General features: G+C 61.3%; 14 protein-coding genes. 6 read left to right on the plus strand and 8 right to left on the minus strand.

Annotation, left to right across the window (positions count from 1 at the left end; genetic code table 11):
* Positions 1–40: 40 nt before the first annotated feature.
* The 3 genes from HMPREF3101_RS00665 to HMPREF3101_RS00675 form a co-directional block, all read right to left on the minus strand.
* Positions 41–1,108 (minus strand): LLM class flavin-dependent oxidoreductase, encoded by a 1,068-nt coding sequence (locus tag HMPREF3101_RS00665; protein ID WP_070461983.1) that lies wholly within the window; start codon positions 1,106–1,108, stop codon positions 41–43.
* An 84-nt stretch (positions 1,109–1,192) separates the two neighbouring features.
* The gene (locus HMPREF3101_RS00670) at positions 1,193–1,735 is read right to left on the minus strand and encodes a DUF488 domain-containing protein (RefSeq protein ID WP_070461985.1); all 543 of its coding nucleotides are present in this window, start codon (positions 1,733–1,735) and stop codon (positions 1,193–1,195) included.
* Positions 1,736–1,915: 180 nt separating this feature from the next.
* Positions 1,916–2,974 carry an FUSC family protein gene (locus HMPREF3101_RS00675; protein ID WP_168160137.1) on the minus strand — a complete coding sequence of 353 codons (1,059 nt, stop codon included), beginning with the start codon at positions 2,972–2,974 and terminating at the stop codon, positions 1,916–1,918.
* Between the two features lie 72 nt (positions 2,975–3,046).
* Between HMPREF3101_RS00675 and chrA the strand changes: the two genes are divergently transcribed.
* Positions 3,047–4,201, plus strand: coding sequence for a chromate efflux transporter (gene chrA, locus HMPREF3101_RS00680; RefSeq protein WP_210386141.1), 1,155 nt, complete (start codon positions 3,047–3,049; stop codon positions 4,199–4,201).
* A 22-nt stretch (positions 4,202–4,223) separates the two neighbouring features.
* Positions 4,224–4,856, plus strand: a complete 633-nt coding sequence (locus HMPREF3101_RS00685) for a Fic family protein (RefSeq protein WP_070461989.1) — start codon at positions 4,224–4,226, stop codon at positions 4,854–4,856.
* Here HMPREF3101_RS00685 and HMPREF3101_RS00690 read toward each other — a convergent pair.
* Positions 4,840–5,808 carry a HAMP domain-containing protein gene (locus tag HMPREF3101_RS00690; protein WP_070461991.1) on the minus strand — a complete coding sequence of 323 codons (969 nt, stop codon included), beginning with the start codon at positions 5,806–5,808 and terminating at the stop codon, positions 4,840–4,842. The genes HMPREF3101_RS00685 and HMPREF3101_RS00690 overlap by 17 nt on opposite strands.
* Positions 5,805–6,473, minus strand: a complete 669-nt coding sequence (locus HMPREF3101_RS00695; protein WP_070462088.1) for a response regulator transcription factor — start codon at positions 6,471–6,473, stop codon at positions 5,805–5,807. The genes HMPREF3101_RS00690 and HMPREF3101_RS00695 overlap by 4 nt, the downstream gene beginning before the upstream one ends.
* A 70-nt stretch (positions 6,474–6,543) precedes the next feature.
* Here HMPREF3101_RS00695 and HMPREF3101_RS00700 point away from each other — a divergent pair, with 70 nt between their 5' ends.
* Complete coding sequence (locus HMPREF3101_RS00700) at positions 6,544–7,518, plus strand: DUF418 domain-containing protein (protein WP_141737301.1); 975 nt, start codon at positions 6,544–6,546, stop codon at positions 7,516–7,518.
* Positions 7,469–8,278, plus strand: coding sequence for a trypsin-like serine protease (locus HMPREF3101_RS00705; protein ID WP_246816581.1), 810 nt, complete (start codon positions 7,469–7,471; stop codon positions 8,276–8,278). The genes HMPREF3101_RS00700 and HMPREF3101_RS00705 overlap by 50 nt, the downstream gene beginning before the upstream one ends.
* A gap of 138 nt (positions 8,279–8,416) precedes the next feature.
* Here HMPREF3101_RS00705 and HMPREF3101_RS00710 read toward each other — a convergent pair whose 3' ends face one another.
* From HMPREF3101_RS00710 to HMPREF3101_RS00720, 3 genes are all read right to left on the minus strand, one after another.
* Positions 8,417–9,925: an HNH endonuclease signature motif containing protein gene (locus HMPREF3101_RS00710; RefSeq protein WP_070462001.1), complete on the minus strand. Its 1,509-nt coding sequence runs from the start codon at positions 9,923–9,925 to the stop codon at positions 8,417–8,419.
* 122 nt (positions 9,926–10,047) lie between these two features.
* Complete coding sequence (locus HMPREF3101_RS00715) at positions 10,048–10,434, minus strand: hypothetical protein (protein ID WP_070462003.1); 387 nt, start codon at positions 10,432–10,434, stop codon at positions 10,048–10,050.
* A gap of 101 nt (positions 10,435–10,535) precedes the next feature.
* On the minus strand, positions 10,536–11,660 hold the full coding sequence (locus HMPREF3101_RS00720) for a hypothetical protein (protein WP_070462005.1): 1,125 nt from the start codon (positions 11,658–11,660) through the stop codon (positions 10,536–10,538).
* 136 nt (positions 11,661–11,796) lie between these two features.
* Between HMPREF3101_RS00720 and HMPREF3101_RS00725 the strand changes: the two genes are divergently transcribed.
* Positions 11,797–12,051 carry a type II toxin-antitoxin system Phd/YefM family antitoxin gene (locus HMPREF3101_RS00725; protein ID WP_070462008.1) on the plus strand — a complete coding sequence of 85 codons (255 nt, stop codon included), beginning with the start codon at positions 11,797–11,799 and terminating at the stop codon, positions 12,049–12,051.
* On the plus strand, positions 12,051–12,461 hold the full coding sequence (locus HMPREF3101_RS00730) for a type II toxin-antitoxin system VapC family toxin (RefSeq protein WP_070462010.1): 411 nt from the start codon (positions 12,051–12,053) through the stop codon (positions 12,459–12,461). Before HMPREF3101_RS00725 ends, HMPREF3101_RS00730 begins: the two co-directional genes overlap by 1 nt.
* Positions 12,462–12,485 lie beyond the last annotated feature (24 nt).

Here is a 12,485-nt window from a genome sequence, read left to right on the forward strand (position 1 = left end):
TGAACTGACAGTGAAGCGAAGAGCTTGCGACCTGCAGGAATTAGTCGATGGGATAGCCGGTAACTGGGCCTTCGTGATTCGGCTGCCAACCCAACGCGGGGGCGACATGCGTGGCGAAGTTGTCCAAGATCTTCACGTTGACGTCTACGCCCATCCCGGTGGGGATAGTGATGAGCAAGGTGTCGGCGGACATGACGGCGGCGTCGGCTTTGAGCTGCTCAATGAGTTTGTCCGGCTCGGCGGCGTAGGTGCGGCCGAAGGTGGAGGCGCCGACGTCGGGAAGCATGCCCACCTGATCGGAGCCGGAGGCCTGCATGCCGAACAACTGCATGTCCGCGCCGTCGACGATGGGGAAGATAGAGCGCGACACCGACACGCGCGGCGTCCAATCGTGGCCCGCCTTCTTCCACGCGGCGCGGTAGCGGCTGATCTGATCCGCCTGGATTTCGCCCAGAGTCTCGGCGGTGGTCTCGGAGACCAGGGTGGAGGACATCAGGTTGAGCCCGTCCTTGGCGGTTTGCTCGGCAGAAGCGTGGGTGCCGGAGCCGTAGAAAATGTGCTTACGCAACTCGGGCACCATGGGGAAGACTGGCAGGGCGGAGCCGGGCTGGAACATGTTGGGGTACTGCCGGTCCAGCGGTGCGGCGGTGGCGAATCCGTTGCCGTCCACTGCAGCCATGAACGCCTCGAGGTGGGCTCGCGCCACGTCCGCGCCGTTGGTCGCTTTACCCTTGTAGCCGAAGGCCTCCCAGCCGCGGTCAGCCACCTCGGGGGCGCCGCGCGAGACGCCCAGGGCCACGCGGCCACCGGAAATTTGGTACAGCGACGCGGCCTCTTCGGCGAGGTAGAGCGGGTTTTCATAGCGCATGTCGATGACACCGGTGCCCACCTCGATGTGTTTGGTGGTGGCCGCGACAGCACCCAGCAGCGGCATCGGGGCGGAGGCCTGCGGCACGAAGTGGTGGACACGGAAGGACGCGTTGTTCACGCCGATTTCGTCCGCAGCCTGTGCGATCTCCAGATGAATCTTGGCAATCTTTTCCGCGGACGGCCCGCGCTGGCCACCGAAGGCGTAATGCCCGAAGCTTAAGAATCCGAACGCTTTCATTGGATACCACTCCTTTTGATGGTGCTAACGAGCTAACGAGAAAGTAACTTTGCAACGAGATACCGTGGACTTCAAGCTCGACGTCTAGCCTCGCTCGGGGTAGCGCACGAGGAGATCGTTGCCGATGACTGCGCCGTCGTTGAGCGTTGCCTCACTCACCTTCGCCCCGGCTGCGCCCAGGCCCATAATGTGGCCAACCTCGTCACCGTGGGCGATGAGGTGGTCGGCGATGATACGCCGGTGGCAGCGCCACCACACCGCCTCGGCGCACATGATCGCGGTGGGGGTTTCGGCGGCGTTCGCCCGTAGCTGCGAGATCGCGTCGGAGAACTCCTCGCCCAGCGCATGGTCGGCGTAATTGTGGAAGCTGCGGTTACGCCAGTTGCCGTTAACCTCAAAAGGCACCGAGTGGGACACGTTGCGCCGTCCGGTGAGGCCCTCGCTTCTGCTGTAAGTGATGCCACATGTGGGAAGGTGTTCGGCAAGGTGGTCGTCGTTGAACCACGGGTACTTCCTGGACCCGGGCAGCTTGCGCACATCCACGATGGATGCCACACCGGCAGCCTTGATCATTTCAACGAAGTCCTCGAACTCGAGGTTGGAGTGGCCCACGGTGAAAATGCGCATGTCACCAATGCTACGTGCCAGGCGGTTACACCTCACATCGGCGTCACGAATGAGAGGGTGACTATGCAGCGACACGTCGTGGAGTTTAAGTGTCACGTGTAAAGGTTTTTCAAGCATCGCGCGATGGGGACGTGGACCTACGATCGCAGGGGGAATCGTCGTAAATGTAGAGCCGTGTTTTCACCTTAGCCGCGGGATGACGCTTGGGTACTTGCGCGCGTACCCGATTGCGATGATGATCAGCGCCGCGATCGCGCCGATGACCGTCTCGGCGGTTCGAGCCAAGAGCATGGGACCTATGGGGGCGGCGTCGACTGCCTGCACCATCAGAAGCGCGGTTGGGGTGATGAAGCTTGTGGCGATGGTGTAGTTGCGGGTGACATACATTTCGGTGAGATACTGCAGGACCACGATCCAAATGACAAGCTGCCAGCCCTCCAAGGAGTGAGAGAGCAGAAACCCGGCGACCGCGATGCCGGTGAGGGTGCCAAGGACTCGCTCGATCGCACGGTAGTACTGCATACGAAAGCGCGAGTTCACCAGGGGAGCGACGGCGGCAACCATGGCCCAATAGGAGTGGGAGAGCGGATCAATCAGCGTCACCGAAATAAGACCCAGGGTGCCGGCGATCAATGGTGCGAAGAAGAAGCGCGCGGCCTCAACTCTGAGCCGCACCCATGGCAGGCGTTCGGCGTTGGGGCCGCGGGTGGGAAGCTCGTTCGCCTTTGCGTCGCCACCCGGACCTTCGCCGAAGAGGTGAGAAAACAAGCCGAGGACCAGGCTTATTAGCGCCGCACCACCCGCAATAGCGAACGCCATCAGCGGATGTACCGGGTTGCTTAAAGAGCCGACGGCTGCCACCGAAAAGACCACGAACACGGAGCCGGTGGGCTTCATATCCTTGGCAAGTGCGACCGTGGCCCACAGCGAGGACACCAGGCAGGTCACAACCATCAGAACCCACGGGCTGATGTCTAGCCACGCAATTGTCGCACCGAGCGTGACCGCCAAAGTTAGTGCACAGCCAGCCAAACAGTGATGTTGCAACCGCACTGCGCGGGTGGTGTGTCGACCATAGACGCCGGTGAAGGCGCCGAAGTTGGCGTAGATGGCGAGATCGAGGCGTCCTAACGCAAGCAGCGCGAACATCGGGATTGCAACGCCGAGGGCGACGCGGAAGGCAGGGATGTGGTCGCGTCGGGCAGGCCCCATCTGGAAGAGAGGACTGAAGTGGCGCACCTGTAACCTCCTGGCTGCAATCGTCATTAGTACCCGAGACACTTTAACGAAGAGACAGTACGCTCGGATCGCGTGTTGAAAGTGCTGCGCATCTTTACTCGCCTCGGCCTGACATCTTTTGGCGGCCCGACGGCGCACCTGGGCTATTTTCGCGACGAGTTTGTTGACAAGCGCAAATGGCTCACAGATGAGGAGTACGCGGACCTAGTTGCGCTGTGCCAGTTCATGCCCGGACCCGCATCGAGCCAGGTGGGTATGGCAATCGGGCTCAAGCGCGCAGGCTACGGAGGTATGTTGGCCGCGTTTGTGGGATTCACGCTGCCCAGCGTCATCCTCTTGGTGGCGTTTGCTCTTGGGGTGGCACAGCTGGGCGACATCTCGGGCGCGGGTTGGCTCGCGGGGATGAAGGCTGCGGCGGTTGCCGTGGTGGCGCAAGCGGTGCTGGGCATGGCCAAAAGCATTGTGACTGACCGGCTGCGCGCCGCCGTTGCGCTGGCGGCGTTCCTGGTGGTTCTGCTGGTGCCGCACCCATTGGCCCAGGTGGGGGCCATTGCGGCTGGCATGCTGGTTACGCTCGTGCTTTTGCGTATCGACGCCCCGTCGCACCCCATCCCCGCCACACCCCAGCGCAGCACTGTGGGTGTTGCGGCGTTGGGCACCTTTGCGGGCCTGCTTCTGCTGTTGCCGGCGCTGGGAAACACCAGCGTTGGTGCCGCGATCTTTGAGAGCTTCTACCGCTCCGGCGCCCTCGTCTTCGGCGGCGGGCATGTGGTGCTGCCATTGTTGGAGCAGGCGACGGTGCCGACGGGGCTGGTGGATCACGACACCTTCCTCGCAGGCTACGGCGCCGCGCAGGCGGTGCCGGGCCCGCTGTTTACGTTCGCGTCGTTTTTGGGCGCCTCAGCACAAGGCGTCAACTGGTTGTGGGGTGCAACTATTGCCATGGTAGCGATCTTCTTGCCGGCAGCGCTTTTGGTTGTTGGCGTGATGCCGTTCTGGGATCGCCTGCGCGCCACCCCGAAGGCTGCCAGTGCCTTGGCTGGCGCAAACGCAGCAGTTGTGGGCATCTTCGCCGCCGCGCTGTACAACCCCGTGTTCACCGTCGGCATTTACGGGCCTGCAACGATGGCGGTTGCCGCGGCGGCGTTCGCGGCGCTACACAACTTCAAGGCTCCAGCCTGGGCTGTGGTTCCGCTGGCGGCCCTGGTTGGCTGGGTTGCGTTGTAAGTGGTGCTGTAGCGTGGGCGCCATGCACGCGCACGACCTTTTAAACGTCATTTACACCGCTGGCGTGGTGTTTGACGGGCTATCCACCAGTCGTTTCGCAACAGACAAGTTTTTGCTCACTGGGGACACCGACGGTGTGCGGGGGAGAGGGGACTTGGCGCTGCTGCAAGACTTGCAGGCGGCGGCGGAGTTTGTTATCAAAACTGCTGGTAGCCACATTAATGCGGACTACTTGAGCAGGATTAATGGCCAACTGACGCGTAGTGCAGCCCTCAATCCGGGGGCGCTGCGGCGCGCCGAGCAAGGTATCGGAGTCAACACTGCGCATGGCAGACATGAGCCGGAGGCGTTGACGGCTGGGGAGGTAGACGTGATCGTCGCAAAGCAGCTGGCCCATACGGACCCGCTTGAAGCTGCCGCGTACCTGTTTGTCGAGCTCGCGCGGGCCCAGCCGTTTGAGGACGGCAACAAACGCACCGCGATTTTCGCGGCGAACAGTTACCTGCTGGGCCAAGGGACTGGGGCGTTGCTTGCAGTGCCGCATGATGACGAAGACCCCACCGTGAGTGCCACGTTCAGCGACCTGCTAGCACGCGCCTATGTGTTTGGGGAAGTGGAGCCGGTCGTGGAGATGCTGCTTAAAAATCTAAGGTAGCTACCACGGAGCCGTCGTCGTGCTGGGTGATGGTGAAGGTGGCGCGGTGGGCGTCTGCAATTGCCTGCACCAGCGCGAGACCCAAGCCGTGGCCGGTGGTGGAGCGCGCGTCGCCGTCGGCGTTGGTGACGCTGACCGTGGCGGGGTGAGAAAGCGCAAGCGTGGCCGTGTTGGGGGCGCCGTGGGTAACTGCGTTGCGCACAAGATTGTCCACGGCCTGGCGCAGCAGCTCCGGGTCGCCGTCAACCACGACGCCTTCGGTGATCTCGGCCCGCACGCCGCGTTCGGCGGCGATCGCCTTGCACAGTTTCGAAAGGTCGACGGGTTGGGGGTTGAGGGGGTGACCGGAGTGGGCGTTTGCAAGCAGCAAAAGCCCCTCGACGGTGCGCAGGTTTCGAGCGTTGACCTCCCGGATGCGGGTGAGCGCTTCAGTGGCGCCGGCAGGGTTGGAAAGTGCGACGTCAGCGATGGTTTGGATGGTGGCGATCGGCGTTTTCAGCTCATGCGAGGCGTTGGAAGCAAAGCGCTTCTGCGCAGCCAAGGCGGCGGCGAGGGAATCCAACATGGTGTTTAAGGCGCCGGCAACCTCGGCGATCTCATCGTTTGCACTGGGCGGGGTGATGCGCACCGACGTGTCGCCGGCGGTGATCTGTTGGGCGGTAGCCGCGATGTCTCGCAATGGGCGGATGACTAGGCCTGCGAGGAACCAGCCCACGGCGCCGGCGGCTGCCGTCATCAGCGCCAACACCACCAGTGAGATGGTCAGCACGGTGCGCAAGATTTCGTTGGTGATAGGGATGGCGGCGTCAATCACCGCGCCTTCGCCGGCGAACTCCGCCTGGAAAGGAACTGGGGTAAACCGCAGGTAGGCGTACACCAGCCCGATAAGCAGCAGCCCCGCACCCAGAGTGGTTGCCACGAACATGACGGTGATGCGAGCTCGCAGAGTCATGCCGGCTCCTCCGCCGCGTAGTAGCCCACGCCGGGGGCGGTGTGGATGATCCAGGGGTCGCCCAGCTTGCGGCGCAGATGCGAAATGGTCACGCGCGGGGAGTTAGTGAACGGGTCGGCGTTTTCGTCCCATGCTTCTTCGAGGAGGGATTCTGCGGAGATGACGCCGCCGTCGTAACGCAGTAGCACCTCAAGCACCCTGAACTCCTTGGGGCTTAAGGCAACCGGAACCCCCGCGCGCGTGACCTGCTTGCGGAAAGTATCAAGCCGCACATCGCCGCAGCGGAACACCTCGCCCTGCGTGGGGACGGCGCGTTTTGCTAGCGCCTGCACCCGCGCGATCAACTCGGGTACTTCAAACGGCTTGGGCAGGTAATCGTCGGCGCCGATGGCAAACCCCTCCAGCCGGTCATCCAGGGTGCCGGAGGCCGTCAGCATGATCACGCGCGTGGCCGGGTGGTCCTGAGTGATGCGCTGGCATACCTCGTCACCATGCAGGCGCGGCAGGTCACGGTCCAACACCACCACATCGGGGCCGAGCTCATCGATCTTTGCTAGGGCCTCTTTGCCGTCGAAGGCAATGAACGTATCCATTCCTGCCTGCGACAACGCCTCGGCGACGGCCGCCGCAAGGTAGACCTCATCATCCACCACAAGTACTCGAATGCTCATGGTTTCAAGGGTAGGTTGCGCACGTTAACGCTGTCGCAACATGGGTACTTTTACTCTCATGAGCATGCAGATGCGAAACGCGAACCGGATTGTCGGTGTGGACGTGGCCAGGGCGGTCGCGCTGATCGGAATGATCTGCGCACACCTGACATTCCCCGACGGTGTTTTAGGCGAGGTGCTCTACGGGTTTCCGGCGGCGCTCTTCGGCCTACTCGCTGGGGTCAGCATGGGACTCATGCACGACCGCGGCGCGCGCCCGATGCACTTCGTGGTGCGCGGGCTGATCATCATCGCTCTCGGCATGGTGCTGTCGCTTGTGCCAAGCTCCATCGTCATCGTGCTGGGAACGATGGGCATCTGCATGGTCGTGCTGGCGTGGGCGCCAGGGCAGCGATCAGCTCTGCTTGCGGGATGTGCGGCTGCGGCTGCGATCGTCTCCGGGCTGGCCTATGAATTCCTGCCTTTTGGGCTGGGTGTATACCCGATCTTCATGTGGCTTGCGCTGCTGCTGTCCGGGATGCTGGCGCAGCGACACCTGCTTGGGCACCTGGTGCGCCTTGCGGTCGCTACGCTGGTGGGGCTCGGTCTGATGGCGGCAGATATCGCATCTCGCTGGTACCTGGAGCTGCCCCTTTTCCTGGAGGCCCAGGGCCACACAGGTGGGCTGGCGGATGTGATCGGCAGCGTCGGCGCAAGCGTAGGAATCGTCGCCCTGTGTTGCCTGGTGGCGCAGCCGTGGCAGATAGTCCTGCCGCGCATGGGTGCGATGCCGCTGACGCTCTACTTCCTGCACGTACCAACATCACTGTTTATCGGCGTTGTGCCAACACTCATCGGCGCGGCCGTGTTCGCAACCGTGTGGCTTGCTGTATTTAAGCGTGGCCCGATGGAGGAAGCCGTGCGCCGCGGGGTTACCGCAGGCACCGGCTGGATTGAAAGGAAACGAAATGAAAAAAGTATTGGGTCTGGCAGCAGTAGTGGGCATCTGCTTGTCGACGCCCCCCGCCCTCGCCATGGAGAGCACCACCTTCGCCGGTGACGCCGAAGAAGCCACCCCGGTAGTTAGCGTGCGCGTGGAAAAAACCGACCCGGACGACGGCGTGTGCACCGGCACCGCAATTAGCGAACACTGGGTGATCACCGCCCGGCACTGCACCGAGGCCGCCCGCAAGCTGGCACCAACGGTACGCACCGGCCAGGGCGACGAGCAGAAAACGTATGAAGTGGACCGCTGGGAGATCGCCCCGCGTGGCGATATCGCCCTGCTCCACACCGTCCAACCTATGCAGCTTTCCCACTTCGCAGGCATTGCGGACACGGTGCCTTCCGGCAGCGTGAACGTGTACGGCTGGTCCTCCGACGGTTCGGGCGGATCCACCAAGCTGCCGTCTGCAACCGGCCAGGTCAAGGGAGAATCCCCGCTGGCGTTGTTCGAGGCGCCGAGTGCTTTGGAGGTTGCCTTGGAAAACGGTGCCCGTATCCAGCCGGGTGACTCCGGTGGCGCTGTGTTTGCCGACGGCAACGTCGCCGCCATCATGTCCGCCGGGCTCTTCGAAGATCCCGAGAACCCCACGGAGGAGGAAATGACGTCCAACGCGGCGGTCGCCGTGGCGCCGGTTGCTGACCAGGCGGACTGGATCAAGGAAACGATCTCGCAGCCGGAGAACGATGCTGCTACGGGTGATGCTGCTGAGTCTTCTTCTGAGTCTGCGGGGGCACTGCAGTGGGTCCTTCTTGGTCTCGGTGCCCTTGTGGTGCTGGGCGGACTGTTCTGGATGCTCCAGCGTCGGAAGGGCTAGCGGCTGGCTTGCGGCTGGCTAGTCCAGGTATTCGATCTTCTCGGGGTCCGAAACGTTTAGGGTGGCGTAGGGCGCCGAGGGGTCGTTCGGCATGGTTGTCAAGAAAGACCAAGGTCTACAAAGGCTAGGGTCTATAGATCACACTCGGGGATGAAACGCAGGGTCCGGTATCCCTGTTCGGGCGCAGTCGCATCTTCCTTTGGCTGCATATATTCGGCTTACTGCAGATTGTGTTGCGGGGACCGACTGGTTGAAACGAAGCGGGTCACTTGGCCGTTTTCGGTACCCTGACCTGCCGGTTTGTGGATCAAAATCCATGTAGCCCTTGTTGAAAGAGCCATCCCTGTGGTCGTTGTTGCACCTGTGGTGTTCTCGACATAAACCGGTGAGGTTTTCAATGTCGGTCCTGCCACCTTTGATCCAGGCCAGGATGTGGTGGGCTTCGCACTCCGACATGGCGGTGGTGCAGCCGAGCCAGGAGCAGACGCCCTGCACAGCGAACATGGCGATACGCTGCTCAATAGAGGCGATCCTGGCGCTCCGACCAAGCCAGAGGGGGACAGAGGTTACCCCGTCTACTTGCAGCACGAAGTCGGTCGTGCCATCCATACCTAGGCGGACCAGGTCGAAACAGTCAACTTCAAGTCCCACGTTGGTGCCGTACAACATGGCAGCATCGCCATCCGCGAGGTCGTCCAGCGTAACCGCAATGACTACGGAGGCCGCGCCATTGTTTTCTTGCTGGTACTCCTGCTCGTACTGACGGAAGATGGCAAAGAACTGGTCATAACGACGCTGGCGGGGCGTGCGTGGGTCAATCTCACCCTGCAACTCCTTGGGCAGGTTGCTATTTGGGGCCAAACCCTGATCCAAGTGAGCCTTGATTAGCGCCGCGTGTCCAGCCGTGGTGTTGATGTGAATATCAACGGTGCCGTCGGCCTTCCTGCGGCCAATCGCAATGCCTCTGTTCTCATGACCTGCGTTCGGGTTAGAGCGCGGCGCATGTTTCCGGTTCGCGGACTCAACCGCCTTGCGTACATAGATGCGTAGGTCTTCAGGGGAGCGGGAGAGCGCTTCGCGCATTGCATCGGCATGAATGCGGGCGCGTTCACCTGCGGCAGCTTTGAGGAGTTTGTCTAACTCGCGACGGATGATGTCCTGTTTTTCCGCACTGACTTGGCCGGCGTGCCTGCGTGCGTCACTTTGTTGCTGGCGCTGTGCCTCTTCCTGTTCCTGGCGGCCGGCATCAGAACCGGCATCAGTGCCAGAACCGGTATCAGCGCCGCCAAAAAGATCTTCTGCGTCTTCATCCGCAGGCGGGGGAGGAGGTGACGGTGGCTCCGGAGCGGCGAACAGGAGGCGGCCGCGCTGGAGGCGGTTGTACGCCTCAGACTTTGAAAGGTCTAGGCACTGCTGCAGGTATGCGTTGGCGTAGTTTGCGCCGACCGTGCGCCCAGCCTGGTCGCGATCGGCAATGAAGGCGAACGCTGCGTCAATTGTCGCCTTTTGCTTGAATTGCGCTTCGAGCAGCTCCATGTCTTTATGGATGTCTTCGAATGCCAAGCAGGAGGGGTCCTCGAACAGTGCGCTAAGTGATTCAAGTGCGGATGCAATCTGCTTTACACACTGCGTTACTTGCGTGCTCATTATGCCCTCCTTCCTGCTGGTATGTCATCTGAACATCACTGTCAAAAACTGTTAAACAACACACTAGCAAGCGGGGTTAACACACTAACCAGAAAAACGAACGCACGTTCTAAAATATGGGCTTAGTCAGCGATTTCGTACCCGAATATCTCATCGATCCGCGGAGCGTCGGCGGGCCAACTTGGGTCACCCGGGTAGAAGATGCGGTCAGCATGAAGGATCAGGTGAAGCACTTCGCCGTCGAGTAGGGAAAGGTCCGTGTCATAGCCGAAAAGGTCTAGCGCTTCATCTTCGGTGCCAATGGTGATCCACTTCGTTTCGCGCACCTTCGGCGCACCGCCCTGAAACCCCGCAACCTCGGTGGAGGCAGGCAGTTCCAGGAAGAAATACGTCTCATCCGGGTCCGCGAAAAAGTTGCCCACCTCGCGCACAGCAGTTTCGCCGTCCATCACGCGCAGGGTGGCAAAAATATCGGAGTGGTCGGCGTTCACGGGAGCGTCGTCAAGCAAAGGCTCCTCAAGCGCAGGCTACTGAACCTCCGGCAACTCCGGAATGCCGGGCACACACGCGGTCAACACAAGCCCAAGAAGAACGACGCTGAGGCGGCGCATTAATCCAGCACCTCGACATCCTTGAAGTCCATCACACGCAGTGCGCCCATCGGCATGCCGGTGTCGGTTTGGAAGTGCACTGCGTCAGCTCCAATTGTCAGGCGCACCCGTTTGCCTAGCACTTGCTCCCATTCGGTGCCCCAGTCGCGGGGGTATCTGCTGATTTCTCGGCCGCCTAGGGAGATGGTGTCGGTGTCGCGGGTCACTACATCTCCGGAGGCTCTGTAGTCAGTGAATTCCTGCGGTGCATCGAGCTGGAGCAGGAGGTATTCGCTGTTGGGGTCTTCGCCGTTTGGCATGCCTTCGGGGCGAATCTCATAGCCATGCTTCATCGCCACTGTGCCCTCGGCCACCACATCCGCCGCACCATCAGGGGCAGGACCTCGGCGGGTTTCGGGCAGTGCCACGGTCAGATCGCCACGTTCGAGCGGGCCGCGGTCCTCGATCGGGATCCATGTGATTGCTAGGTGTAGCGGGGTAGCGAACTGAATGTTGAAATCACGGGGTTTTTCGGCCGGCATGATTTCCGTGCCGTCGATCGCGCACCAGGTTGTTTCGCCGGCACCCGTGCCGCTGGAGTGCTCGCTTTGATACAGGCCGTAGCCAAGCTGGGAGGCCTGGATCGTCGCACGGTATCCGCCTGCGCCGGAAGCACCATGGGTCAGGATGCTTGTCGACGCCTCCGCGGACCCACCATCCCCAATCCGAAACAGCAACACGCGAGAGAAGTGGTTGGACATCTCATCGACGCCGTCGAAGCTCAAGAGCAGCTCCGGGGCGCCGCCACCGTTGGCCTCTACAAGGGCATATCGGTAATGGCCTTCGGGGGCGTATTCAAGGGCAATGCCCGTGGGGTTGGGCAGGTCAAAGTTGTGACTGCCAGGGTTGTCCAGGACTTTGGCGTATTCGGTGCGCCAGTCTGATTCCTTGGCGCGGGTGTCCTGTTTGCGCGCAGACTGCTCCTCGGGCTGACCGACAACGGTGGTGTACACCTCGCCGGAATCGGGGTCTACAACTTCGGTGGCGGTGACAACGACGGTGTCGCCGCTGCCAGAGCAGGCGCTGAGCGCAAGGGCGCAGGCAACAAACGGCAGGGCAACACGCACGGGAAAGCTACGGTGCATAGTCATTTAATCTACCGCCAAGCCTGCTGTTTTCTGGAGTTGGTTCATCGTTCGGCGCAGAAGCCGAAGTTTGGGGGTTGACGGGGAGTGGGCGATCTGCGTACCTTGTAGTTACATTGCTACTTAAGGGGGTCTCATGGCTGCCAGTATCCAAAAAACAATGTCTGCCAGGGAGTTCAATCAGAACCTCAGCCGGGCAAAACGTGACGCACTTGCAGGGCCAGTTGTAATAACGGACCGAGGAGCCCCTTCACATGTGCTCTTGTCATATGAGGAATATTCCAGGCTGACTGACAACGATGAGAGCTTCGTGGAAAAGCTCTTCATGAAGGAACCGGTCGATGTCGAGGTTGAGCCGTTAAACTTTGGACTTCAGCAGGTGGACTTTTGATGTACCTCCTAGACACGAATGTGCTGAGTGAATTCCGTCGCCCCAGGCCGGATCTCGGGGTGATTGAATGGATGCGAGCGCAAAGGCCAGGGGACCTGTACCTTTCCGTGATCACGGTCATGGAGCATGAGATTGGTTTCCGTCGGATTGAACGCCGTGATGAAGTGCAGGCACGACGGCTGCAACAGTGGTTGGAAGACTCTGTTCTAGCAGGCTTTGAAAGCCGCATTCTGCCTATAGATTTAGCAGTAGCCCGCTGCTGTGCGGCCAGTCATGTTCCCGACCCAGCGCCTGAACGTGATGCACTCATCGCAGCGACGGCCTTAGTTCATGGCTTGACAGTAGTTACGCGCAATGAGAGGGATTTTCGCCGTTTCGGCGTCTCTGTGATGAATCCTTTTTCTGCCTGACTGCGTTCGTAGTAGCACGGGGAA

Source organism: Corynebacterium sp. HMSC29G08 (assembly GCF_001806875.1).
In the GTDB taxonomy this organism is placed as follows: Bacteria; Actinomycetota; Actinomycetes; order Mycobacteriales; family Mycobacteriaceae; genus Corynebacterium.

What these genes read in the sequence shown, in the direction of transcription:
- HMPREF3101_RS00690 (WP_070461991.1), bottom strand. Translation starts at nt 5,808, where the DNA reads ATGACTCTGCGAGCTCGCATCACCGTCATGTTCGTGGCAACCACTCTG.
- HMPREF3101_RS00720 (WP_070462005.1), bottom strand. Translation starts at nt 11,660, where the DNA reads ATGCACCGTAGCTTTCCCGTGCGTGTTGCCCTGCCGTTTGTTGCCTGC.
- HMPREF3101_RS00700 (WP_141737301.1), top strand. Translation starts at nt 6,544, where the DNA reads ATGCAGATGCGAAACGCGAACCGGATTGTCGGTGTGGACGTGGCCAGG.
- HMPREF3101_RS00665 (WP_070461983.1), bottom strand. Translation starts at nt 1,108, where the DNA reads ATGAAAGCGTTCGGATTCTTAAGCTTCGGGCATTACGCCTTCGGTGGC.
- HMPREF3101_RS00710 (WP_070462001.1), bottom strand. Translation starts at nt 9,925, where the DNA reads ATGAGCACGCAAGTAACGCAGTGTGTAAAGCAGATTGCATCCGCACTT.
- HMPREF3101_RS00670 (WP_070461985.1), bottom strand. Translation starts at nt 1,735, where the DNA reads ATGCGCATTTTCACCGTGGGCCACTCCAACCTCGAGTTCGAGGACTTC.
- HMPREF3101_RS00685 (WP_070461989.1), top strand. Translation starts at nt 4,224, where the DNA reads ATGCACGCGCACGACCTTTTAAACGTCATTTACACCGCTGGCGTGGTG.
- HMPREF3101_RS00730 (WP_070462010.1), top strand. Translation starts at nt 12,051, where the DNA reads ATGTACCTCCTAGACACGAATGTGCTGAGTGAATTCCGTCGCCCCAGG.
- HMPREF3101_RS00725 (WP_070462008.1), top strand. Translation starts at nt 11,797, where the DNA reads ATGGCTGCCAGTATCCAAAAAACAATGTCTGCCAGGGAGTTCAATCAG.